Raw genomic sequence first — 22,828 nt, 5'->3', positions numbered from 1 at the left:
GAAAAAGGATAATGAGATGCCAGAAGGTCCGGAGATCCGCCGTGCTGCGGATAGCCTGGAGGCGGCGATAAAAGGTAAGCCACTGATGGATGTCTGGTTTGCTTTTCCTCAGTTGAAACCGTTTGAACCGGAATTAGTCGGGCAGACGGTGACTCATATTGAAACGCGGGGCAAGGCGCTGCTCACGCATTTTTCCCATAACCTCACGTTATATAGCCATAACCAGCTTTATGGTGTCTGGCGAGTTGTTAATGCAGGTGAGCATTTACAAACTACACGGGTATTGCGGGTCAGGTTGCAAACGGCTGATAAAGCTATTCTGCTCTACAGTGCATCGGATATTGAGATGTTAACGCCGGAGCAACTGCTTACTCACCCATTTCTTCAGCGAGTGGGCCCGGATGTACTGGATTTACGCCTGACGGCGAGTGATGTTAAGGCCAGATTATTATCCCGAAAATTTCGTAATAGACAGTTTTCGGGTCTGTTGCTCGATCAGGCATTTTTGGCCGGACTGGGAAACTATCTGCGCGTGGAGATCCTCTGGGAAGTGGGGCTGGCGGCGCAGCATAAAGCCTCTGAGCTTAGCGATGGCCAGCTTGATGCCCTGTCTCGCGCACTGCTGGCGATCCCGCGCTTGTCCTACAACACGCGAGGCGTGGTGGATGACAATAAACATCATGGTGCATTGTTCCGGTTCAAGGTGTTTCATCGCGATGGCGACGCGTGTGAGCGATGCGGCGGGATGATTGAAAAGACAATGCTCTCATCAAGACCATTTTACTGGTGTCCACATTGTCAGACATAAAAAAGTCGGGTGGCGAGGTAAAAGCAAAACGGTAACCCGAGGGTTACCGTTTGTAATGTTTTCACCCTCTCTCACGGGAGAGGAGCGGGCGAGGCATCAGGCCACACCCAACATCTTTTAGCGCTTGATATCAGACTTGAAATCACGCTGTTCGTAGCCGGTATACAGCTGACGAGGACGCGCGATTTTCATGCCGTCGGTGTGCATTTCGTTCCAGTGCGCAATCCAGCCTACAGTTCGGGCCATCGCGAAGATGACGGTGAACATGGATGACGGAATGCCCATCGCTTTCAGAATAATGCCAGAGTAGAAATCGACGTTCGGGTAGAGTTTCTTCTCGATGAAGTACGGGTCGTTCAGCGCGATATGTTCCAGCTCCATCGCCACTTCCAGCAGATCATCTTTTGTGCCCAGCTCTTTCAGTACTTCGTGGCAGGTTTCACGCATTACAGTGGCGCGTGGGTCATAGTTTTTGTAAACACGGTGACCAAAGCCCATCAGACGGAAGGAGTCATTCTTGTCTTTCGCGCGACGCACGAATTCCGGAATGTGCTCAACGGAGCTGATCTCTTCCAGCATCTTCAGTGCCGCTTCGTTCGCGCCACCGTGTGCTGGCCCCCACAGGGAGGCGATACCCGCGGCGATACAGGCGAACGGGTTTGCGCCTGAGGAGCCTGCAGTACGGACGGTGGAGGTCGAGGCGTTTTGCTCATGGTCGGCGTGCAGGATCAGAATACGGTCCATTGCACGTTCCAAAACAGGGTTGACGACGTACTCTTCACACGGCGTGGAGAACATCATACGCAGGAAGTTTCCAGCGTAGGAAAGGTCGTTACGCGGGTAAACAAATGGTTGGCCGATAGAGTACTTGTAACACATCGCTGCCATGGTTGGCATTTTGGAGAGCAGACGGAATGCTGCGATATCACGATGACGTTGGTTATTCACGTCCAGAGAATCGTGATAAAACGCTGCCAGCGCACCGGTAATTCCACACATCACGGCCATCGGATGTGAGTCACGACGGAATGCATGGAACAGACGGGTAATCTGCTCATGAATCATAGTGTGGCGCGTGACGGTCGTTCTGAACTCATCGTATTGTTCCTGCGTCGGTTTTTCACCGTTCAGCAGGATGTAGCACACTTCCAGATAGTTGGATTCAGTGGCTAACTGATCGATGGGGAAACCGCGGTGCAGCAGGATGCCTTCGTCACCGTCAATGAAGGTGATTTTGGATTCGCAAGATGCGGTGGAGGTGAAACCTGGGTCAAAGGTAAATACACCTTTTGAACCCAGCGTACGGATATCAATAACATCTTGACCGAGCGTGCCTTTTAGCACATCCAGTTCAACAGCAGTGTCACCATTTAAGGTGATCTTTGCCTTTGTATCAGCCATTTACGGTCTCCTTAGCGCCTTATTGCTTAAGACTGCTAAAACACCAGTGTTTGGATTTGCATTCAGCTGTTAATCACCGTTACCAGTTTGTTATTTGGCTTACCGCTCAGCTCACGAGGAGAAACCAGGGTACAGAGCTATGGCGCCTTGCAGGTAAACGGATGAAAAATCAGAGAAACAACAGCAAATCAGTGTCTTCGCAGTCCGAATTATTCAAACCTGTATATCACTAATAACTGTCCTGATAACTTCGGTCAATACCATCACACTGTTACATAACTAATTGTCAGGTGAAAGAGAGACCTCATAACTTTTGCGCATTATATGCCTTTTCCGCTGACGTTTGTAACAATATTGTTTAACATTTGTCAAATCAGATGATTAAAATTTAAAAAGATGTTGTTATCGTGACTCTGATCACTGTTCCGCATAAAACCCGACAAACTGTATGTAGGTTAATTGTAATGATTTTGTGAACATCCTATACTGCCGCCAGGTCTCCGGAACACCCTGCAATCCCGAGCCAACCAGCGTTGTAACGTGTCGTTTTAGCATTTGGAAGCAATGTTTTGCATGACGCGCAGTTATAGAAAAGGAACGCTGTCTGACCCGCATCGCAGCCCGGAGGATGGAATAATAAGAACAGCATGTGGGCGTTATTCATGATAAGAAATGTGAAAAAACAAAGACCTGTCAATCTGGATCTCAAAACGATCCGGTTCCCTGTAACAGCAATAGCGTCCATTCTCCACCGTGTATCCGGTGTGATTACATTTGTGGCGGTGGGCATTCTGCTGTGGTTGCTGGGGACTAGCCTCTCTTCTCCTGAAGGATTCCTCCAGGCCTCTGCCATCATGAATAGCTTCTTCGTGAAATTCATCATGTGGGGCATTCTGACTGCGCTGGCGTACCACGTTGTGGTAGGTGTTCGCCATATGCTGATGGACTTTGGTTACCTGGAAGAGACTTTCGAAGCAGGGAAACGCTCAGCGAATATTTCATTTGTGATCACTGTCGTGCTTTCACTTCTCGCAGGAGTTCTCGTATGGTAAGCAACGCCTCCGCATTAGGACGCAACGGCGTACATGACTTCATTCTGGTCCGCGCTACCGCCATCGTCCTCACACTTTACATCATCTACATGATCGGCTTCTTCGCGACCAGCGGCGACCTGACGTGGGAAATCTGGAGTGGTTTCTTCGGATCGGCCTTCACCAAAGTGTTCACCCTGCTGGCGCTGTTCTCCATCCTTATTCATGCCTGGATTGGCATGTGGCAGGTGTTGACCGATTACGTTAAGCCACTGGCAATTCGTTTGCCACTGCAACTGGTTATTGTGGTTGCCCTGGTGGTTTACGTTATTTATGGATTCGTTGTGGTGTGGGGTGTGTGATGAAACTGCCAGTCAGAGAATTTGATGCTGTTGTTATTGGTGCTGGTGGCGCAGGTATGCGCGCAGCGCTGCAAATTTCCCAGAGCGGCCAAACCTGTGCGCTGCTCTCTAAAGTATTCCCAACCCGTTCCCATACCGTATCAGCACAGGGTGGTATCACTGTTGCGCTCGGTAATACCCATGACGATAACTGGGAATGGCATATGTATGACACGGTAAAAGGTTCCGACTATATCGGTGACCAGGACGCCATTGAATATATGTGTAAAACAGGCCCGGAAGCGATTCTTGAGCTTGACCACATGGGGCTGCCGTTCTCCCGTCTTGATGACGGCACTATTTATCAGCGTCCGTTTGGCGGGCAGTCAAAAAACTTTGGCGGCGAGCAGGCGGCACGTACTGCGGCAGCGGCTGACCGTACCGGCCACGCGCTGCTGCACACTCTGTACCAGCAGAACCTGAAAAACCACACCACTATCTTCTCTGAGTGGTACGCGCTGGATCTGGTCAAAAACGCCGATGGTGCTGTTGTCGGGTGTACTGCGCTGTGTATCGAAACCGGTGAAGTGGTTTACTTCAAAGCCCGCGCAACTGTGCTGGCAACCGGTGGTGCAGGCCGTATTTATCAGTCCACCACTAACGCCCACATCAACACGGGTGATGGCGTTGGCATGGCTATTCGTGCTGGCGTTCCGGTGCAGGATATGGAGATGTGGCAGTTCCACCCAACCGGAATTGCCGGCGCGGGTGTTCTGGTGACAGAAGGCTGTCGTGGTGAAGGTGGCTACCTGCTGAACAAACACGGTGAACGCTTCATGGAGCGTTATGCCCCGAACGCGAAAGACCTGGCGGGTCGTGACGTGGTGGCGCGTTCCATCATGATCGAAATCCGTGAAGGCCGCGGTTGTGATGGCCCGTGGGGCCCGCACGCTAAACTGAAACTTGATCATCTGGGTAAAGAGGTTCTGGAGTCCCGCCTGCCGGGTATTCTGGAGCTGTCTCGTACCTTCGCGCACGTTGACCCGGTTAAAGAACCAATTCCGGTTATCCCAACTTGTCACTATATGATGGGCGGTATTCCGACCAAAGTGACTGGTCAGGCATTGACCGTGAATGAGCAGGGTGAAGATGTGGTCATTCCTGGTTTGTTTGCGGTGGGGGAAATCGCGTGTGTCTCCGTACACGGTGCAAACCGTCTTGGCGGTAACTCTCTGCTCGACCTGGTGGTGTTTGGCCGCGCAGTGGGCCTGCATCTGCAAGAGTCGATTGCCGAGCAGGGCGTACTGCATGATGCAACTGAGGCAGAAATTGATGCTTCTCTCGAACGTCTTAACCGCTGGAACGGCAACCGTAACGGCGAAGATCCTGTGGAAATCCGCAAAGCACTCCAGGAATGCATGCAGCACAACTTCTCGGTATTCCGTGAAGGTGATGCGATGGCAAAAGGCCTTGAGCAACTGAAAGCGATCCGTGAACGCCTGAAAAACGCTCGTTTGGATGATACCTCCAGCGAGTTCAACACTCAGCGCGTTGAGTGCCTGGAGCTGGATAACCTGATGGAAACTGCCTATGCAACAGCAGTTTCTGCAAACTTCCGTACCGAAAGTCGTGGCGCACACAGCCGCTTTGACTTCCCGGATCGTGATGACGAAAACTGGCTGTGCCATTCCCTGTATCTGCCAGAGTCGGAATCCATGACGCGTCGCAGCGTCAATATGGAACCGAAACTGCGTCCGGCGTTCCCGCCGAAGATTCGTACTTATTAATGCGGAGACAGGACAATGAAACTCGAATTCTCAGTTTATCGTTATAACCCGGATGTAGATGATGCTCCGCATATGCAGGATTACACCCTGGAAGCGGAAGAAGGCCGTGACATGATGCTGCTGGATGCGTTAATGCAGCTCAAAGAAAAAGATCCGACACTGTCGTTCCGTCGCTCTTGTCGTGAAGGGGTCTGTGGCTCGGACGGTGTGAACATGAACGGCAAAAATGGCCTGGCCTGCATCACGCCCATTTCGGCGCTGCAACGTCCTGGACAGAAAATTGTTATTCGTCCTTTGCCTGGGCTGCCTGTCGTGCGCGATTTGGTGGTGGACATGGGGCAATTCTATGCACAATATGAGAAGATTAAGCCTTACCTGTTGAATAATGGGCAAAATCCACCCGCTCGCGAGCATTTGCAGTCGCCAGAGCAGCGTGAAAAACTCGATGGTCTGTACGAGTGTATTCTTTGTGCATGTTGCTCGACGTCCTGCCCATCGTTCTGGTGGAATCCTGACAAGTTTATCGGCCCGGCGGGCCTGCTGGCTGCCTATCGCTTCCTGATCGACAGCCGCGATACCGAAACCGATAATCGTCTGGAAGGGCTGAGTGATGCTTTCAGTGTATTCCGCTGCCATAGCATTATGAACTGCGTCAGTGTGTGTCCTAAGGGACTTAACCCGACGCGCGCCATCGGCCACATTAAGTCGATGCTGCTGCAGCGCAGTGCGTAAGTAAGCGTCAGTCCCCTCTCTGTCAGAGAGGGGACTGAATGCAGGAAATCTTTAAAAACCGCCACAATGGCACATCCAGTAATCGAGGCGTTCAGAGCGAGATAAGGCGGCAACTGAGCGCATCCCCGGGAGCATAGTTCACTATGTGACAGGGGTAAGTGAAGGCAGCCAGCGATGTCGCAGCCTGAACGAAGAAGATTAATGGCAGTTTTTAAAGGTTCCTTCGCGAGCCAATAAGAGCTCGCAGGTGAACCCCGGCACGTACACGTGGTGTACGTGGTAGTTTCTACGGCGAAATAAGCATAAAAATGCTTAAGGGATCACGATGCAGAACGGCGCAATGAAAGCCTGGCTGGACTCTTCTTACCTCTCCGGAGCGAACCAGAGCTGGATAGAACAGCTCTATGAAGACTTCTTAACCGATCCTGACTCAGTGGACGCAAACTGGCGTTCCATGTTCCAGCAATTACCTGGAACTGGGGTCAAACCGGATCAATTCCATTCCAAAACGCGTGATTATTTCCGTCGTCTGGCGAAGGATGCCTCACGTTATACTTCCTCGATTTCCGACCCTGATACCAATGTTAAGCAGGTTAAAGTCCTGCAGTTGATTAACGCCTACCGCTTCCGTGGTCACCAGCACGCGAATCTTGATCCGCTGGGACTGTGGCAGCAAGAACGTGTAGCGGATCTCGATCCGGCTTACCACGATCTGACCGAGGCCGATTTCCAGGAAAGCTATAACGTAGGTTCTTTCGCCATCGGTAAAGATACGATGAAGCTGGGCGATCTGATTGACGCGCTCAAGCAAACCTACTGTGGCTCCATCGGCGCGGAATATATGCACATCACTTCCACAGAAGAAAAACGCTGGATCCAACAGCGTATCGAATCTGTGGCCGGTCACGCGACGTTCTCTACTGATGAGAAAAAGCGTTTCCTTAGCGAACTGACCGCAGCGGAAGGTCTTGAGCGTTATCTGGGGGCTAAATTCCCTGGCGCTAAACGCTTCTCACTGGAAGGTGGTGATGCGCTAGTCCCTATGCTTAAAGAGCTGATTCGTCATGCAGGCAACAGCGGCACGCGTGAAGTTGTACTGGGCATGGCCCACCGCGGTCGTCTGAACGTCCTGGTCAACGTTCTGGGTAAAAAACCTCAGGACCTGTTTGATGAGTTTGCAGGTAAACATAAAGAACACCTTGGCACAGGCGACGTGAAGTACCATATGGGCTTCTCGTCGGATATCGAAACGAAAGGCGGCCTGGTTCACCTGGCGCTGGCGTTTAACCCATCGCACCTTGAAATCGTCAGCCCGGTGGTTATCGGTTCTGTGCGTGCCCGTCTGGACAGACTGGATGAGCCAAGCAGCAATAAAGTTCTGCCAATTACCATTCATGGTGATGCCGCGGTAACAGGGCAGGGCGTGGTTCAGGAAACCCTGAACATGTCTAAAGCGCGTGGTTATGAAGTGGGTGGTACAGTTCGCATCGTGATCAACAACCAGGTGGGCTTTACTACGTCTAACCCGCTGGATGCGCGCTCCACTCCTTACTGTACTGATATCGGTAAAATGGTTCAGGCGCCTATTTTCCACGTTAATGCGGATGATCCTGAAGCCGTCGCGTTCGTGACCCGTCTGGCTCTGGATTTCCGTAACACCTTTAAACGTGATGTCTTCATCGACCTGTTCTGCTACCGCCGCCACGGCCACAACGAAGCCGATGAGCCAAGTGCAACGCAGCCGCTGATGTATCAGAAAATCAAAAAGCATCCGACGCCGCGTAAGATCTATGCCGACAAACTGGAAGCTGAAAAGGTAACGACGCTCGAAGATGCGACCGAAATGGTCAATCTTTACCGCGATGCGTTGGATGCTGGCGAGTGTGTGGTGAAAGAGCTGCGTCCAATGAACATGCACTCCTTTACCTGGTCGCCGTACCTTAACCACGAGTGGGATGAGAGCTACCCGAATAAGGTAGAGATGAAACGTCTGCAAGAGCTGGCAAAACGTATCAGCAGCGTGCCTGACGCGATCGAAATGCAGTCCCGTGTACAGAAAATCTACTCTGACCGTCAATCTATGGCGTCAGGTGAGAAGATGTTCGACTGGGGTGGTGCAGAAAACCTGGCTTACGCCACGCTAGTGGACGAAGGTATTCCGGTTCGTCTGTCTGGTGAAGATGCGGGACGCGGAACCTTCTTCCACCGCCACGCGGTTATTCACAACCAGACTAACGGCTCCACTTATACCCCATTGCAGCATGTTCACAATGGACAGGGCCAGTTCAAGGTCTGGGACTCCGTATTGTCTGAAGAAGCGGTGCTGGCATTCGAATATGGTTATGCGACCGCAGAGCCGCGCACTCTGACCATCTGGGAAGCGCAGTTTGGTGACTTCGCCAACGGTGCTCAGGTGGTTATCGACCAGTTCATCTCCTCCGGTGAGCAGAAATGGGGCCGTATGTGTGGCCTGGTGATGCTGTTACCGCACGGCTATGAAGGGCAAGGTCCGGAGCACTCTTCCGCACGTCTGGAACGCTATCTGCAACTTTGTGCTGAGCAAAACATGCAGGTTTGTGTGCCGTCGACTCCGGCTCAGGTGTACCACATGCTACGTCGCCAGGCGTTGCGCGGTATGCGCCGTCCGTTGGTGGTGATGTCACCCAAATCGCTGCTGCGTCACCCGTTAGCGGTCTCAAGCCTTGATGAGCTGGCGAATGGAGCCTTCCAGCCAGCGATTGGCGAGATTGACGAGCTGGATCCGAAAGCCGTGAAGCGTGTCGTAATGTGTTCTGGTAAGGTTTATTACGATCTGCTGGAACAGCGCCGTAAGAATGGCCAGAAAGATGTCGCCATCGTGCGTGTCGAGCAGCTTTATCCATTCCCGCACCAGGCGGTGCAGGAAGCGTTGAAACCGTATGCCCACGTACATGATTTTGTCTGGTGTCAGGAAGAGCCGCTCAACCAGGGCGCATGGTACTGCAGCCAGCATCATTTCCGTGATGTGATTCCATTTGGGGCGGGTCTGCGTTATGCAGGTCGTCCGGCCTCCGCCTCTCCGGCGGTAGGGTATATGTCCGTTCACCAGAAGCAACAGCAAGATCTGGTGAATGACGCGCTGAACGTCGATTAATTAAAGGATACATAATGAGTAGCGTAGATATTCTTGTTCCCGACCTGCCTGAGTCTGTAGCAGATGCGACTGTTGCGACCTGGCATAAAAAACCGGGCGATACCGTCCAGCGCGACGAAGTGCTGGTAGAAATCGAAACTGACAAAGTGGTACTGGAAGTACCGGCTTCGGCGGATGGCATTCTGGATGCAGTGCTGGAAGATGAAGGTACAACGGTAACCTCTCGCCAGATCCTGGGTCGCCTGCGTGAAGGCAATAGCTCTGGTAAAGAATCCAGTGCGAAGTCTGAAGCAAAAGAGTCTACTCCGGCTCAGCGCCAACAGGCATCTCTTGAAGAACAAAGTAATGATGCACTTAGCCCGGCGATCCGCCGTCTGCTGGCTGAGCACAACCTGGATGCCGCAGCCATTAAAGGCACAGGTGTCGGTGGCCGTCTGACGCGCGAAGACATTGATAAGCACCTGGCGAAAGCCCCTGCGAAAGCAGAAGCCAAAGCCCCTGTGGCAGCACCTGCAGCACAGCCTGCTCTGGGTGCTCGCAGCGAGAAACGCGTACCAATGACTCGCCTGCGTAAACGCGTGGCTGAGCGTCTGCTGGAGGCGAAAAACTCCACCGCGATGCTGACCACCTTCAACGAAGTGAACATGAAACCTATCATGGACCTGCGTAAGCAGTACGGTGACGCGTTTGAAAAACGTCATGGTATCCGTCTGGGCTTTATGTCTTTCTATGTGAAAGCGGTGGTTGAAGCGTTGAAACGCTACCCGGAAGTCAACGCGTCTATCGACGGCGATGACGTGGTTTACCACAACTATTTCGATGTAAGCATGGCGGTGTCAACGCCACGCGGCCTGGTGACTCCGGTTCTGCGTGATGTGGATACCCTGGGTATGGCTGATATCGAGAAAAATATTAAAGAACTGGCCGTAAAAGGCCGTGACGGCAAGCTGACCGTAGACGATCTGACCGGCGGTAATTTCACCATTACCAACGGCGGCGTATTCGGCTCGCTGATGTCTACCCCGATCATTAACCCGCCGCAGAGCGCGATCCTGGGTATGCATGCCATTAAAGATCGTCCAATGGCCGTAGACGGTAAAGTTGAGATCCTGCCGATGATGTATCTGGCACTCTCTTACGATCACCGCCTGATTGATGGTCGTGAGTCCGTGGGCTTCCTGGTTGCTATTAAAGAGCTGCTGGAAGATCCGACGCGTCTGCTGCTGGACGTCTAGTAGTTTTTTAGCATCACCTGCCCTGTAGGCCGGATGAAGACCGCGTCGGCCTACAGGTTTGAAGATAACGATTACCTGAAGGATGGATAGAACACATGAACTTACATGAATATCAGGCTAAACAGCTGTTTGCCAGGTCAGGTTTACCGGCTCCGGTGGGTTACGCCTGTACTACCCCACGTGAAGCAGAAGAAGCCGCATCTAAAATCGGTTCCGGCCCTTGGGTAGTTAAATGTCAGGTTCACGCTGGCGGCCGCGGTAAAGCGGGCGGTGTGAAAGTGGTTAAAACCAAAGAAGAGATCCGCGCGTTTGCTGAACACTGGCTGGGTAAGCGTCTGGTGACCTATCAGACAGATGCGAATGGCCAGCCGGTTAACCAAATCCTGGTTGAAGCGGCGACTGATATCGCAAAAGAGCTGTATCTCGGTGCTGTTGTTGACCGTAGCTCACGTCGTGTTGTGTTCATGGCGTCTACCGAAGGCGGCGTGGAAATTGAGAAAGTGGCGGAAGAAACCCCGCACCTGATTCATAAAGTGGCTATCGATCCGCTGGCAGGTCCAATGCCATACCAGGGACGCGAACTGGCGTTCAAACTGGGTCTGGAAGGTAAACTGGTTCAACAGTTCACCAAAATCTTCATGGGTCTGGCGACGATCTTCCTGGAGCGCGATCTGGCGCTGATCGAGATTAACCCACTGGTGATTACCACTCAGGGTGACTTGATCTGCCTCGATGGCAAACTGGGCGCTGATGGTAACGCACTGTTCCGCCAGGCCGATCTGCGTGAAATGCGTGATCAGTCTCAGGAAGATCCGCGTGAAGCTCAGGCTGCACAGTGGGAACTGAACTACGTCGCACTGGATGGCAACATTGGCTGCATGGTCAACGGTGCGGGTCTGGCGATGGGAACCATGGACATCGTTAAACTGCACGGCGGCGAACCGGCAAACTTCCTGGATGTAGGCGGTGGTGCGACAAAAGAGCGTGTGACCGAAGCATTCAAAATCATTCTCTCCGACGATAATGTGAAAGCCGTTCTGGTGAACATCTTCGGTGGTATCGTGCGTTGTGACCTGATCGCCGACGGTATCATTGGTGCGGTGGCTGAAGTGGGCGTTAACGTCCCGGTTGTTGTGCGTCTGGAAGGTAACAACGCTGAACTCGGCGCGAAAAAACTGGCTGACAGCGGCCTGAATATTATTGCAGCGAAAAGTCTGACGGATGCAGCTCAGCAGGTTGTTGCCGCAGTGGAGGGGAAATAATGTCTGTTTTGATCGATAAAAATACAAAAGTAATTTGCCAGGGCTTCACCGGTAGCCAGGGGACTTTCCACTCCGAACAAGCCATTGCTTATGGCACGCAGATGGTAGGTGGCGTAACGCCAGGTAAAGGCGGTACAACGCACCTCGGTCTGCCAGTATTCAATACTGTGCGCGAAGCCGTCGAAGCCACGGGCGCAACAGCGACCGTCATCTATGTTCCGGCGCCATTCTGCAAAGATTCCATTCTGGAAGCGATCGACGCAGGTATCAAACTGATCATCACCATCACCGAAGGTATCCCGACACTGGATATGCTGACCGTGAAAGTGAAGCTGGATGAAGCAGGCGTGCGCATGATTGGCCCGAACTGCCCAGGAGTTATCACCCCAGGCGAATGTAAAATCGGCATCATGCCTGGTCATATTCACAAGCCAGGAAAAGTGGGTATCGTTTCCCGCTCGGGTACGCTGACTTATGAAGCGGTCAAGCAGACCACTGACTACGGTTTCGGCCAGTCCACCTGTGTGGGCATCGGCGGTGACCCAATCCCTGGTTCAAACTTCATCGACATCCTGAAACTGTTCCAGGAAGATCCACAGACTGAAGCCATCGTCATGATTGGTGAAATCGGTGGTAGTGCAGAAGAAGAAGCGGCGGCGTATATCAAAGATCACGTCACCAAACCGGTTGTTGGCTACATTGCCGGTGTCACCGCGCCGAAAGGCAAGCGTATGGGCCACGCAGGGGCAATTATCGCGGGTGGTAAAGGTACTGCGGATGAGAAATTCGCCGCGCTGGAAGCCGCTGGCGTGAAAACCGTGCGCAGCCTGGCTGATATCGGTAATGCGCTGCAATCCATCATTAAGTAAAACCACTCTGCTGCCTGAAAGGGGAGTAGTGATATAAAAATGTCCGTTTCGACATGGTTGGCCGCTGAAAAGCGGCCTTTTTTATGGTGTTTATTCTGACTTCTCGTCACGGGATGTTGTTTTCCTGTTTGAAAATTGGGCAAACACTCCTCGCTCGGTATAGCCAGTTGCGGGCTACTTCATGAAATAGTCACAATGAGGTGTTAATTTACAGAGGCTTAAAGGTGAATGAATTGTTGTTAATTATTAATGAGGAACAAAAATGGAAAATTATGAGTAAGGGGCTATGATTAATAGTTTATCAGTTCCGGAATCTCCTCCCGCTGTTTAGTTAATAAAAATCACTTTCATCTCTATTATTATCGCTACTCGATAACTATGAATATCTGTTTTTACACATATATTTAACAAGGTTTTTACTGTGTTTACCAGGTATAAACACAATTAACAAAAATCAAATATTGTTGATTTAAATCAATGTTTAATATTTGGTAAAAGACGTCAAAAGGCGCTAAATTGTGCCAGATCAAACTGGCTCAAAAGTGGTAAATTCGCTATATATTGATCACCGTCGTAAAACGCAAAACTGATTCAATAAAAACCTGTTTATTGTAAGGATTTTACGGCGTAATATATTTGCGGGATCAATTTGGGTTTTTTATTAACGTATTTGTAACCTTTCATCACTGCTTTTACCTCCTGTTGAGAATAAGCAACGAAGAACGGGCGCAGATAACTTTGTATTGGGGCATGTGTGTGAATCCTTATCTAACGGGGTTCACTCTCGGAGTCTTCATGCGATGAGCAAGGAGTCATGATGTTAGATATAGTCGAACTGTCGCGCTTACAGTTTGCCTTGACCGCGATGTACCACTTCCTGTTTGTGCCACTGACGCTCGGTATGGCGTTCTTGCTGGCCATCATGGAAACGGTTTACGTCCTCTCCGGCAAACAGATTTATAAAGATATGACCAAGTTCTGGGGCAAGTTGTTTGGTATCAACTTTGCGCTGGGCGTGGCAACCGGTCTGACTATGGAGTTCCAGTTTGGGACTAACTGGTCTTACTATTCCCACTATGTAGGGGATATTTTCGGTGCGCCGCTGGCCATTGAAGGTCTGATGGCCTTCTTCCTCGAATCCACCTTTGTAGGTCTGTTCTTCTTCGGTTGGGATCGTCTGGGTAAAGTCCAGCATATGGCGGTAACCTGGCTGGTGGCGTTAGGTTCTAACCTGTCCGCACTGTGGATCCTGGTGGCGAACGGCTGGATGCAGAACCCTATCGCGTCTGATTTCAACTTCGAAACCATGCGTATGGAGATGGTCAGCTTTGCGGAGCTGGTGCTGAACCCGGTCGCTCAGGTTAAATTTGTTCACACTGTAGCGTCTGGCTATGTGTGTGGCGCGATGTTCGTTTTAGGTATCAGTTCCTACTACATGCTGCGTGGCCGAGACTTCGCATTTGCTAAACGTTCTTTTGCGATCGCTGCAAGCTTCGGTATGGCCGCTATCCTTTCCGTTATTGTTCTGGGTGATGAATCCGGTTATGAAATGGGCGACGTACAGAAAACCAAACTGGCCGCGATTGAAGCTGAGTGGGAAACCCAGCCAGCACCAGCCGCCTTCACCCTGTTTGGTGTGCCTGACCAGGATGCACAGGAAAACCGTTTCGCTATTCAGATCCCTTACGCACTGGGCATCATCGCGACACGTTCTGTCGACAAGCAGGTGACGGGCCTGAAGGATCTGATGGTGCAGCATGAAGGCCGTATCCGTAATGGTATGAAAGCCTATGCTCTTCTGGAACAACTGCGTGGTGGTTCCACCGATCAGGCTGTTCGCGATCAATTCAACAATGTGAAGAAAGACCTGGGTTATGGTCTGTTGCTGAAGCGCTATACCCCGAACGTCTCTGACGCGACGGAAGCACAGATTCAGCAAGCGACGAAAGACTCCATTCCTCGCGTTGCGCCACTGTACTTTGCTTTCCGTATCATGGTCGGCTGCGGCATCCTGATGCTACTGATTATTGCGGCGTCCTTCTGGTCAGTGATTCGCAACCGTATCGGCCAGAAAAAATGGCTGTTGCGTACCGCAATGTACGGGATCCCGCTGCCATGGATTGCTATCGAGTCCGGTTGGTTCGTGGCGGAATATGGCCGTCAACCGTGGGCGATTGGTGAGGTACTGCCAACAGCAGTAGCAAACTCCTCTCTGACGGCAGGCGATCTGATCTTCTCCATGCTGCTGATCTGCGGTTTGTATACCCTGTTCCTGGTGGCTGAACTGTTCCTGATGTTCAAGTTCGCACGCCTTGGCCCAAGCAGCCTGAAAACCGGTCGCTATCACTACGAGCAGTCCAATGTGGCTTCTCAGCCGGCACGCTAAGACAGGAGTCGTCAAATGATCGATTATGAAGTATTGCGTTTTATCTGGTGGCTGCTGGTTGGCATTTTGCTGATTGGTTTTGCTGTCACCGACGGTTTCGACATGGGGGTGGGCATGCTCACCCGATTCCTCGGTCGTAATGACACCGAGCGTCGAATTATGATTAACTCCATCGCCCCACACTGGGACGGTAACCAGGTTTGGTTGATCACTGCTGGTGGCGCACTGTTTGCTGCCTGGCCAATGGTCTACGCAGCGGCGTTTTCCGGCTTCTATGTGGCGATGATTCTGGTGCTGGCATCATTGTTCTTCCGTCCAGTCGGTTTTGACTACCGCTCTAAGATTGAAGACACTCGCTGGCGCAATATGTGGGACTGGGGCATTTTCATTGGTAGCTTCGTACCACCGCTGGTCATCGGTGTGGCATTCGGCAACCTGTTGCAGGGTGTTCCGTTCCACATTGATGAGTACATGCGTCTTTATTACACCGGTAACTTCTTCCAGTTGTTGAATCCGTTTGGTCTGCTGGCCGGTGTAGTGAGCGTGGCGATGATCATTACACAAGGCGCAACTTATTTGCAGATGCGTACTGTGGGTGAACTGCACCTGCGTTCACGTGCGACAGCTCAGGTTGCTGCACTGGTTACGTTGGTATGCTTCGCACTGGCAGGCGTTTGGGTTGTCTACGGTATTGATGGCTACGTGGTGACATCTGCTATCAACCATGTAGCGCCTTCAAACCCACTGACCAAAGAAGTGGCGCGTCAGGCTGGTGCATGGCTTGTGAACTTCAACAATATGCCTGTACTGTGGGTTATCCCGGCGCTGGGTGTACTGCTGCCGCTGCTTACAGTTTTGACATCTCGTCTTGAAAAGGGTGCACTGGCTTTCGTGTTCTCTTCTCTGACGCTGGCGTGCATCATTCTGACGGCGGGTATCGCGATGTTCCCATTCGTCATGCCATCCAGCACTATGATGAATGCAAGCCTGACCATGTGGGATGCGACCTCTAGCCAGCTGACACTGAATCTGATGACGTATGTTGCGTGCGTGTTCGTACCGATTATCTTGCTCTACACCACGTGGTGTTACTGGAAAATGTTCGGTCGTATCACGAAAGAAGATATCGAAAGCAACACTCATTCCCTGTACTAAGTAAGGAGCTGAATATGTGGTACTTCGCATGGATTTTGGGGACGCTTCTTGCCTGTGCTTTCGGCATCATTACTGCCCTGGCGCTTGAGCACGTTGAAGCAGCTAAAACGAGTGAAGAAAAACACTAATGATGAATATTATCGCAACGTTATATGCGGTAATGGACAAGCGCCCGTTAAGGGCGCTTTCCTTAGTGATGGCACTGCTGCTGGCAGGTTGCATCTTCTGGGACCCTTCGCGTTTTGCGGCGAAGACCAGCGAGCTTGAGATCTGGCACGGCCTCTTCATTATGTGGGCGGTGTGTGCAGGTGTGATTCATGGTGTGGGTTTTCGTCCGAAGGCTGTGCACTGGCAAGGTGTTTTTTGCCCTCTCATCGCTGACCTGGTGCTCCTCGCTGGGTTGATTTTCTTCTTCTTCTGAATAAGAAATGTCCGTTAACCTTATGGGCTTGCCTAAGCCCATAAAAATTTACTCTCCGTTTACTTTCCCCCATTCCAAACCATCTTTCCCGCGCGTATAGTAGCGAAGTTTAAAAGCTATAACTTTTGTTGCATTACCGGGATGTAAAGTGAATACAACGCTGTTTCGATGGCCGGTTCGTGTCTATTACGAAGATACCGATGCCGGTGGTGTGGTTTACCATGCCAGCTACGTTGCTTTTTATGAACGGGCACGCACAGAGATGCTGCGCCATCATCACTTTAGTCAACAGGTGCTGTTGGCTGAGCGAGTTGCCTTTGTGGTTCGCAAGATGACGCTAGAGTATTTTGCGCCTGCCAGACTCGACGATATGCTCGAAGTCCAAACAGAAATAACATCAATGCGTGGAACCTCACTGGTTTTCACGCAGCGGATTGTCAATGCAGAGAACACCGTACTGAACGAAGCTGAAGTACTGATTGTCTGTGTTGATCCACTCATCATGAAGCCTCGTGCGCTTCCTAAGTCTATTGTCGCGGAGTTTAAGCAGTGACTGACATGAATATCCTTGATTTGTTCCTGAAGGCAAGCCTTCTGGTTAAACTTATCATGTTGATTTTGATTGGTTTTTCAATCGCCTCCTGGGCTATCATCATCCAGAGAACACGTATTCTTAATGCAGCAGGCCGTGAAGCTGAAGCGTTTGAAGACAAGTTCTGGTCTGGTATCGAACTTTCCCGTCTGTATCAGGAAAGCCAGGGACGCCGTGATAATCTCTCAGGCTCCGAACAAATTTTCTATAGCGGTTTCAAAGAGTTTGCCCGTCTACATCGAGCTAACAATCACGCGCCAGAAGCGGTGGTTGAAGGTGCATCGCGTGCGATGCGTATTTCGATGAACCGTGAACTGGAAACACTCGAAACACATATTCCTTTCCTTGGTACTGTAGGTTCCATTAGCCCATATATTGGTCTGTTTGGTACGGTTTGGGGGATCATGCACGCGTTTATCGCACTGGGTGCGGTAAAACAGGCAACGCTGCAAATGGTTGCTCCGGGTATCGCGGAAGCACTTATCGCAACGGCTATCGGTCTGTTCGCTGCAATCCCTGCTGTAATGGCTTACAACCGTCTGAACCAGCGCGTGAACAAACTGGAACTGAACTACGACAACTTTATGGAAGAGTTCACTGCGATTCTGCACCGTCAGGCGTTTACCAGCACCGAGAGTAACAAGGGGTAAACCATGGCCAGAACGCGTGGACGAGGTCGTCGCGAACTCAAGTCCGAAATCAATATTGTTCCGCTGCTTGACGTTCTGTTAGTACTGTTGCTTATTTTTATGGCAACAGCGCCGATCATTACCCAAAGCGTAGAAGTTGATCTGCCGGATGCGACAGAATCACAAGCGGTAAGCACTAATGACGATCCTCCGGTCATCATTGAGGTTTCCGGTGTGGGGCAATATAGCGTGGTGGTAGAGAAAGATCGTATGGATCAGTTGCCGCCTGAGCAAGTCATTGCTGAAGCGCAACGTCGTCTGGAATCCAATCCGAAGACGGTCTTTTTAATCGGTGGTGCGAAAGACGTACCCTACGATGAAATTATTAAAGCGCTGAACTTGCTACATAGCGCGGGTGTTAAGTCAGTTGGCTTAATGACGCAGCCTATTTGATCACCTGCTAGCAGTGGGATACGAGTTTTTGGGAACCGATAGTGTCAAAGGCAACCGAACAAAACGATAAGCTTAAGCGAGCGATAATTATTTCGGCGGTGTTGCATGTGATTCTTTTTGCAGCACTGATCTGGAGTTCGTTCGACGAGCATATAGATGCATCAGCCGGTGGTGGTGGAGGATCCTCCATTGACGCTGTCATGGTCGATCCTGGTGCGGTAGTGCAAAACTATAATCGTCAGCAGCAGCAGCAGGCGAGTGCAAAACGAGCTGAAGAGCAGCGAGATAAACAGGCGCAACAGCAAGCCGAGGAACTGCGTGAAAAGCAGGCCGCGGAACAGGAGCGTTTGAAGCAGCTTGAGAAAGAACGTTTGCAGGCGCAGGAAGCCGCGAAAGAGCAGGCGGAACAGCAAAAGCAAGCGGAAGCGGCGGCGAAGAAAGCACAGGAACAGCAGAAGCAGGCAGAAGAGGCAGCTGCAAAAGCTGCTGCAGATGCCAAAGCGAAGGCTGATGCACAAGTAAAACTGGCAGCGGACGCGGCGAAGAAAGCGGCTGCCGATGCTCAGAAACAGGCTGAAGAAGCGGCGAAGAAAGCGGCGGCTGATGCTCAGAAAAAAGCTGAAGCCGAAGCGGCGAAGAAAGCCGCAGCGGATGCCCAGAAGAAAGCTGAAGCGGATGCTGCTAAAAAAGCGGCTGCCGATGCGGCGAAGAAAGCTGCCGCAGCTGAGAAAGCTGCCGCTGAGAAAGCCGCTGCTGCTGAAAAGGCTGCTGCCGAGAAAGCTGCAACTGCTGCAAAAGCGGCTGCAGATAAGAAAGCTGCTGCGGCAGAAAAAGCAGCTGCCGATAAAGCTGCGGCTAAAAAGGCTGCAGCAGAGAAAGCTGCCGCCGCCGCAGGGGTGGATGATTTGCTGGGTGACTTGAGTTCGGGTAAGAATGCGCCGAAAGCGGGCGGGGGAGCGAAAGGAAGTAACGCCTCACCTGCTGGAAGTGGTAACACTAAGAACAACGGTGCTTCAGGTGCTGAAATCAATGGCTATGCCTCGCAGATAAAGTCTGCTATCGAGAGCCGATTCTATGATGCGTCTTCCTACACAGGCAAAACGTGTACGTTACGTATCAAGCTCGCGCCGGATGGTATGTTACTTGATATTCAGTCTGAAGGTGGCGACCCAGCCTTATGTACTGCAGCTTTAGCTGCGGCACGTCAGGCTAAGATGCCAAAACCGCCTTCACAGGCAGTCTACGAAGTCTTTAAAAATGCACCACTGGACTTCAAACCTTAAGTTACATTTTTCCCCGTGAAAACGGGGGAAAATAGACCAGGTTTAGTCTCAGGGTTCTGGTAGTTTTGTCTATTTGAGTTTGTTAACATTCTGCTAAATTATCGTGGGTAAGGTTACCCAGATAAGGGAGATATGATGAAGCAGGCATTACGTGTAGCATTTGGTTTCTTAATGCTGTGGGCAGCTGTGCTGCACGCAGAGGTACGTATCGAGATCACCCAGGGGGTGGACTCGGCGCGCCCAATCGGCGTTGTTCCGTTCCAGTGGGCAGGCCCAGGCGCTGCACCTGAAGATATCGGCGGCATTGTTGCTGCTGATCTGCGCAACAGCGGCAAATTCAATCCATTAGATCGCTCTCGTCTGCCACAGCAGCCGGGTAGCGCGCAAGACGTTCAGCCTGCAGCATGGTCTGCACTGGGTATTGATGCGGTCGTTGTGGGCCAGGTTACACCTAGTCCAGATGGTGGCTACACAGTGGCTTACCAACTGGTCGATACCGGTGGTGCTCCAGGTACTGTTCTGGCGCAGAACTCCTACAAAGTTAACAAGCAGTGGCTCCGTTATGCGGGCCATACTGCGAGTGACGAGGTGTTCGAGAAGCTGACCGGTATTAAAGGGGCATTCCGTACTCGTATCGCATATGTTGTGCAGACCAATGGCGGTCAGTTCCCTTATGAGCTGCGCGTTTCTGACTACGATGGTTACAACCAGTTTACCGTTCACCGTTCTCCACAACCGTTGATGTCGCCGGCGTGGTCTCCAGATGGTGCTAAACTGGCCTACGTGACCTTCGAAAGTGGTCGTTCTGCGTTGGTCATTCAAACACTGTCTAACGGTGCGGTGCGTCAGGTTGCGTCGTTCCCACGTCACAACGGTGCGCCAGCGTTTTCTCCGGACGGTTCTAAACTGGCCTTTGCACTGTCAAAAACCGGTAGCCTGAACCTCTACGTGATGGATATTGGTTCTGGCCAGATCCGTCAGGTGACTGATGGACGCAGCAACAACACTGAACCGACCTGGTTCCCGGACAGCCAAAATCTGGCGTTCACTTCTGATCAGGCGGGTCGTCCACAGGTTTATAAAGTCAATATCAACGGCGGTGCACCACAGCGTATTACCTGGGAAGGTTCACAAAACCAGGACTCTGATGTCAGCAGCGACGGTAAATTTATGGTAATGGTAAGTTCTGCAGGTGGTCAGCAGCACATTGCCAAACAAGATCTGGTAACGGGTGGCGTACAAGTTTTGTCGTCAACGTTCCTGGATGAAACGCCAAGTCTGGCACCTAACGGCACTATGGTAATCTACAGCTCTTCTCAGGGGATGGGATCTGTGCTGAATCTGGTTTCTACAGATGGGCGTTTCAAAGCGCGTATTCCGGCAACTGATGGACAGGTAAAATCACCTGCCTGGTCGCCGTATCTGTAAATAATAATTAATTGATTACTAAAGGAATCTTAGAAATGCAACTGAACAAAGTGCTGAAGGGGCTGATGATCGCTCTGCCTGTAATGGCAATCGCAGCGTGTTCTTCCAACAAGAACGCAAGCAATGACCAGAGCGGCGAAGGCATGATGGGTGCCGGCACTGGTATGGACGCTAACGGCAACGGCAACATGTCTTCTGAAGAGCAAGCGCGTCTTCAGATGCAGCAGCTGCAGCAGAACAACATCGTTTACTTTGATCTGGATAAGTACGACATCCGTTCTGACTTCGCTGCGATGCTGGACGCTCACGCTAACTTCCTGCGTAGCAACCCGTCTTACAAAGTCACCGTAGAAGGTCATGCTGACGAACGTGGTACTCCAGAGTACAACATCTCCCTGGGCGAACGTCGTGCTAACGCTGTGAAAATGTACCTGCAAGGTAAAGGCGTTTCTGCAGACCAGATCTCCATCGTTTCTTACGGTAAAGAAAAACCTGCAGTACTGGGTCACGACGAAGCGGCTTACTCCAAAAACCGTCGTGCCGTACTGGTTTACTAAGAGAATTGCATGAGCAGTAACTTCAGACATCATGTATTGAGTCTGTCGTTACTGGTTGGTATAGCGGCCCCCTGGGCCGCTTTTGCTCAGGCACCAATCAGTAGTGTCGGCTCAGGCTCGGTCGAAGACCGTGTCACTCAACTCGAGCGTATTTCTAATGCTCACAGCCAGCTTTTAACCCAACTCCAGCAACAGCTTTCTGATAACCAAAACGATATTGATTCTCTACGTGGTCAGATCCAGGAAAGTCAGTATCAGCTTAATCAGGTTGTTGAACGTCAAAAGCAGATTTTGCTTCAGATGGATAGCCTGAGCAATGGTGGTGGTGCAGCAGCACAACCCGCTGCAGGCGATCAGAACGGTGCTGCGACAGCAACACCTGCGCCATCAACTGATACATCCGCCTCCACAGGCGCGCCTGTACAGAGCGGTGACGCGAATACGGATTACAATGCAGCTATTGCCCTGGTACAGGACAAATCGCGTCAGGACGATGCTATCGCTGCATTTCAGAACTTCGTTAAGAAATACCCTGATTCCACGTACCAGCCGAACGCGAATTACTGGCTGGGTCAGCTGAATTACAATAAGGGTAAGAAGGACGATGCGGCGTTTTATTTTGCCTCTGTGGTGAAAAATTACCCAAAATCGCCAAAAGCACCTGATGCCATGTTCAAGGTCGGCGTGATCATGCAAGACAAAGGTGATACTGCAAAAGCCAAGGCAGTGTATCAGCAGGTGGTAACGAAGTTCCCTGGTACGGAAGGTGCCAAACAGGCGCAAAAACGTCTGGGTTCGATGGGATGATTACCGCATGACCAGAAATCGTGTTATTTCTGGTCGTGCAGCATGATTCGTAAGCAGTTAGGTGATCTTCATCGAAATTTTTGTTGCGCTGAATTCTTAAATCAGTAATATATGCCGCCGTTGCCACGGGATATCAAACAACGTAAAAGCAACGCAAAAGTGGGTCGTTAGCTCAGTTGGTAGAGCAGTTGACTTTTAATCAATTGGTCGCAGGTTCGAATCCTGCACGACCCACCAATAAAATGGTGGAAGCAGTACTTAAGCGTGAAGGATAACGTTGCGTCAGCAACGGCCCGTCAGGGCGAGGCGAAGCCGAGTCATCCTGCACGACCCACCACTTAAAGCAGTTCCTGAAGTACAGAGTGGGTGATTAGCTCAGTTGGTAGAGCATCTCCTTTACACGGAGGGGGTCGGCGGTTCGAGCCCGTCATCACCCACCACTCGGGTCGTTAGCTCAGTTGGTAGAGCAGTTGACTTTTAATCAATTGGTCGCAGGTTCGAATCCTGCACGACCCACC

Annotated in this window: 21 protein-coding genes and 3 tRNA genes; 23 read left to right on the top strand and 1 reads right to left on the bottom strand. The window is 51.3% G+C overall.

Features of this window, described 5'->3' with window-relative positions:
• The first annotated feature begins 16 nt into the window (after positions 1-16).
• A complete protein-coding gene (gene nei / locus GF617_RS21745; RefSeq protein ID WP_203452430.1) occupies positions 17-808 on the top strand; it encodes an endonuclease VIII in 792 nt (263 codons plus the stop codon).
• Between the two features lie 117 nt (positions 809-925).
• Here the strand turns inward: nei and GF617_RS21740 are convergent, their stop codons facing one another.
• Positions 926-2,209, bottom strand: a complete 1,284-nt coding sequence (locus GF617_RS21740; RefSeq protein ID WP_181622699.1) for a citrate synthase — start codon at positions 2,207-2,209, stop codon at positions 926-928.
• A 647-nt stretch (positions 2,210-2,856) separates the two neighbouring features.
• Between GF617_RS21740 and sdhC the strand changes: the two genes are divergently transcribed.
• The 22 genes from sdhC to GF617_RS21630 all read left to right on the top strand — a co-directional run bounded on the left by sdhC (position 2,857) and on the right by GF617_RS21630 (position 22,826).
• Positions 2,857-3,261, top strand: coding sequence for a succinate dehydrogenase cytochrome b556 subunit (gene sdhC, locus GF617_RS21735; RefSeq protein WP_020684965.1), 405 nt, complete (start codon positions 2,857-2,859; stop codon positions 3,259-3,261).
• Positions 3,255-3,602 carry a succinate dehydrogenase membrane anchor subunit gene (gene sdhD, locus GF617_RS21730; protein WP_181622700.1) on the top strand — a complete coding sequence of 116 codons (348 nt, stop codon included), beginning with the start codon at positions 3,255-3,257 and terminating at the stop codon, positions 3,600-3,602. The genes sdhC and sdhD overlap by 7 nt, the downstream gene beginning before the upstream one ends.
• On the top strand, positions 3,602-5,368 hold the full coding sequence (gene sdhA, locus GF617_RS21725; RefSeq protein WP_203452429.1) for a succinate dehydrogenase flavoprotein subunit: 1,767 nt from the start codon (positions 3,602-3,604) through the stop codon (positions 5,366-5,368). The genes sdhD and sdhA overlap by 1 nt, the downstream gene beginning before the upstream one ends.
• A gap of 15 nt (positions 5,369-5,383) precedes the next feature.
• Positions 5,384-6,100: a succinate dehydrogenase iron-sulfur subunit gene (locus tag GF617_RS21720; protein ID WP_119935049.1), complete on the top strand. Its 717-nt coding sequence runs from the start codon at positions 5,384-5,386 to the stop codon at positions 6,098-6,100.
• Between the two features lie 325 nt (positions 6,101-6,425).
• Entirely contained in the window at positions 6,426-9,233 is a 2,808-nt protein-coding gene (gene sucA, locus GF617_RS21715) for a 2-oxoglutarate dehydrogenase E1 component (protein WP_181622702.1), read from the top strand.
• A 14-nt stretch (positions 9,234-9,247) separates the two neighbouring features.
• Entirely contained in the window at positions 9,248-10,468 is a 1,221-nt protein-coding gene (gene odhB, locus GF617_RS21710; RefSeq protein ID WP_203452428.1) for a 2-oxoglutarate dehydrogenase complex dihydrolipoyllysine-residue succinyltransferase, read from the top strand.
• 95 nt (positions 10,469-10,563) lie between these two features.
• A complete protein-coding gene (sucC, locus tag GF617_RS21705; RefSeq protein ID WP_181622704.1) occupies positions 10,564-11,730 on the top strand; it encodes an ADP-forming succinate--CoA ligase subunit beta in 1,167 nt (388 codons plus the stop codon).
• Entirely contained in the window at positions 11,730-12,599 is an 870-nt protein-coding gene (sucD, locus tag GF617_RS21700) for a succinate--CoA ligase subunit alpha (protein ID WP_203452427.1), read from the top strand. The genes sucC and sucD overlap by 1 nt, the downstream gene beginning before the upstream one ends.
• Positions 12,600-13,416: 817 nt before the next feature.
• Positions 13,417-14,985: a cytochrome ubiquinol oxidase subunit I gene (gene cydA / locus GF617_RS21695; protein WP_181623707.1), complete on the top strand. Its 1,569-nt coding sequence runs from the start codon at positions 13,417-13,419 to the stop codon at positions 14,983-14,985.
• Positions 14,986-15,000: 15 nt separating this feature from the next.
• A complete protein-coding gene (gene cydB / locus GF617_RS21690; RefSeq protein WP_181622706.1) occupies positions 15,001-16,140 on the top strand; it encodes a cytochrome d ubiquinol oxidase subunit II in 1,140 nt (379 codons plus the stop codon).
• Between the two features lie 14 nt (positions 16,141-16,154).
• The gene (gene cydX / locus GF617_RS21685; RefSeq protein WP_181622707.1) at positions 16,155-16,268 is read left to right on the top strand and encodes a cytochrome bd-I oxidase subunit CydX; all 114 of its coding nucleotides are present in this window, start codon (positions 16,155-16,157) and stop codon (positions 16,266-16,268) included.
• Positions 16,268-16,561 carry a cyd operon protein YbgE gene (ybgE, locus tag GF617_RS21680; protein WP_181622708.1) on the top strand — a complete coding sequence of 98 codons (294 nt, stop codon included), beginning with the start codon at positions 16,268-16,270 and terminating at the stop codon, positions 16,559-16,561. Before cydX ends, ybgE begins: the two co-directional genes overlap by 1 nt.
• Before the next feature lie 148 nt (positions 16,562-16,709).
• Positions 16,710-17,114 carry a tol-pal system-associated acyl-CoA thioesterase gene (ybgC, locus tag GF617_RS21675; protein ID WP_032617092.1) on the top strand — a complete coding sequence of 135 codons (405 nt, stop codon included), beginning with the start codon at positions 16,710-16,712 and terminating at the stop codon, positions 17,112-17,114.
• Positions 17,111-17,803 carry a Tol-Pal system protein TolQ gene (gene tolQ / locus GF617_RS21670; RefSeq protein WP_089598919.1) on the top strand — a complete coding sequence of 231 codons (693 nt, stop codon included), beginning with the start codon at positions 17,111-17,113 and terminating at the stop codon, positions 17,801-17,803. The genes ybgC and tolQ overlap by 4 nt, the downstream gene beginning before the upstream one ends.
• 3 nt (positions 17,804-17,806) lie before the next feature.
• Positions 17,807-18,235 carry a colicin uptake protein TolR gene (gene tolR, locus GF617_RS21665; protein ID WP_181622709.1) on the top strand — a complete coding sequence of 143 codons (429 nt, stop codon included), beginning with the start codon at positions 17,807-17,809 and terminating at the stop codon, positions 18,233-18,235.
• Positions 18,236-18,276: 41 nt separating this feature from the next.
• Positions 18,277-19,518 (top strand): cell envelope integrity protein TolA, encoded by a 1,242-nt coding sequence (gene tolA / locus GF617_RS21660; RefSeq protein ID WP_203452426.1) that lies wholly within the window; start codon positions 18,277-18,279, stop codon positions 19,516-19,518.
• Positions 19,519-19,653: 135 nt separating this feature from the next.
• The gene (gene tolB / locus GF617_RS21655) at positions 19,654-20,946 is read left to right on the top strand and encodes a Tol-Pal system beta propeller repeat protein TolB (RefSeq protein WP_181623708.1); all 1,293 of its coding nucleotides are present in this window, start codon (positions 19,654-19,656) and stop codon (positions 20,944-20,946) included.
• A 35-nt stretch (positions 20,947-20,981) separates the two neighbouring features.
• Complete coding sequence (gene pal, locus GF617_RS21650) at positions 20,982-21,503, top strand: peptidoglycan-associated lipoprotein Pal (RefSeq protein WP_003858578.1); 522 nt, start codon at positions 20,982-20,984, stop codon at positions 21,501-21,503.
• A gap of 9 nt (positions 21,504-21,512) precedes the next feature.
• Positions 21,513-22,310 carry a cell division protein CpoB gene (cpoB, locus tag GF617_RS21645; protein WP_203452425.1) on the top strand — a complete coding sequence of 266 codons (798 nt, stop codon included), beginning with the start codon at positions 21,513-21,515 and terminating at the stop codon, positions 22,308-22,310.
• Between the two features lie 161 nt (positions 22,311-22,471).
• Positions 22,472-22,547 (top strand) — tRNA-Lys (locus GF617_RS21640).
• 127 nt (positions 22,548-22,674) lie between these two features.
• A tRNA-Val gene (locus tag GF617_RS21635) sits at positions 22,675-22,750 on the top strand.
• A 3-nt stretch (positions 22,751-22,753) separates the two neighbouring features.
• Positions 22,754-22,826 (top strand) — tRNA-Lys (locus GF617_RS21630).
• Positions 22,827-22,828 lie beyond the last annotated feature (2 nt).

This window comes from Lelliottia sp. RWM.1, assembly GCF_016859735.1.
Taxonomy (GTDB): Bacteria; Pseudomonadota; Gammaproteobacteria; order Enterobacterales; family Enterobacteriaceae; genus Enterobacter.
This window is presented reverse-complemented; position numbering and strand designations above follow the sequence as displayed.

Bases quoted from the DNA above. Each gene is read 5' to 3' on its own strand.
- nei (WP_203452430.1), top strand. From the start codon at position 17: ATGCCAGAAGGTCCGGAGATCCGCCGTGCTGCGGATAGCCTGGAGGCG.
- GF617_RS21740 (WP_181622699.1), bottom strand. From the start codon at position 2,209: ATGGCTGATACAAAGGCAAAGATCACCTTAAATGGTGACACTGCTGTT.
- sdhC (WP_020684965.1), top strand. From the start codon at position 2,857: ATGTGGGCGTTATTCATGATAAGAAATGTGAAAAAACAAAGACCTGTC.
- sdhD (WP_181622700.1), top strand. From the start codon at position 3,255: ATGGTAAGCAACGCCTCCGCATTAGGACGCAACGGCGTACATGACTTC.
- sdhA (WP_203452429.1), top strand. From the start codon at position 3,602: ATGAAACTGCCAGTCAGAGAATTTGATGCTGTTGTTATTGGTGCTGGT.
- GF617_RS21720 (WP_119935049.1), top strand. From the start codon at position 5,384: ATGAAACTCGAATTCTCAGTTTATCGTTATAACCCGGATGTAGATGAT.
- sucA (WP_181622702.1), top strand. From the start codon at position 6,426: ATGCAGAACGGCGCAATGAAAGCCTGGCTGGACTCTTCTTACCTCTCC.
- odhB (WP_203452428.1), top strand. From the start codon at position 9,248: ATGAGTAGCGTAGATATTCTTGTTCCCGACCTGCCTGAGTCTGTAGCA.
- sucC (WP_181622704.1), top strand. From the start codon at position 10,564: ATGAACTTACATGAATATCAGGCTAAACAGCTGTTTGCCAGGTCAGGT.
- sucD (WP_203452427.1), top strand. From the start codon at position 11,730: ATGTCTGTTTTGATCGATAAAAATACAAAAGTAATTTGCCAGGGCTTC.
- cydA (WP_181623707.1), top strand. From the start codon at position 13,417: ATGTTAGATATAGTCGAACTGTCGCGCTTACAGTTTGCCTTGACCGCG.
- cydB (WP_181622706.1), top strand. From the start codon at position 15,001: ATGATCGATTATGAAGTATTGCGTTTTATCTGGTGGCTGCTGGTTGGC.
- cydX (WP_181622707.1), top strand. From the start codon at position 16,155: ATGTGGTACTTCGCATGGATTTTGGGGACGCTTCTTGCCTGTGCTTTC.
- ybgE (WP_181622708.1), top strand. From the start codon at position 16,268: ATGATGAATATTATCGCAACGTTATATGCGGTAATGGACAAGCGCCCG.
- tolR (WP_181622709.1), top strand. From the start codon at position 17,807: ATGGCCAGAACGCGTGGACGAGGTCGTCGCGAACTCAAGTCCGAAATC.
- tolB (WP_181623708.1), top strand. From the start codon at position 19,654: ATGAAGCAGGCATTACGTGTAGCATTTGGTTTCTTAATGCTGTGGGCA.
- pal (WP_003858578.1), top strand. From the start codon at position 20,982: ATGCAACTGAACAAAGTGCTGAAGGGGCTGATGATCGCTCTGCCTGTA.
- cpoB (WP_203452425.1), top strand. From the start codon at position 21,513: ATGAGCAGTAACTTCAGACATCATGTATTGAGTCTGTCGTTACTGGTT.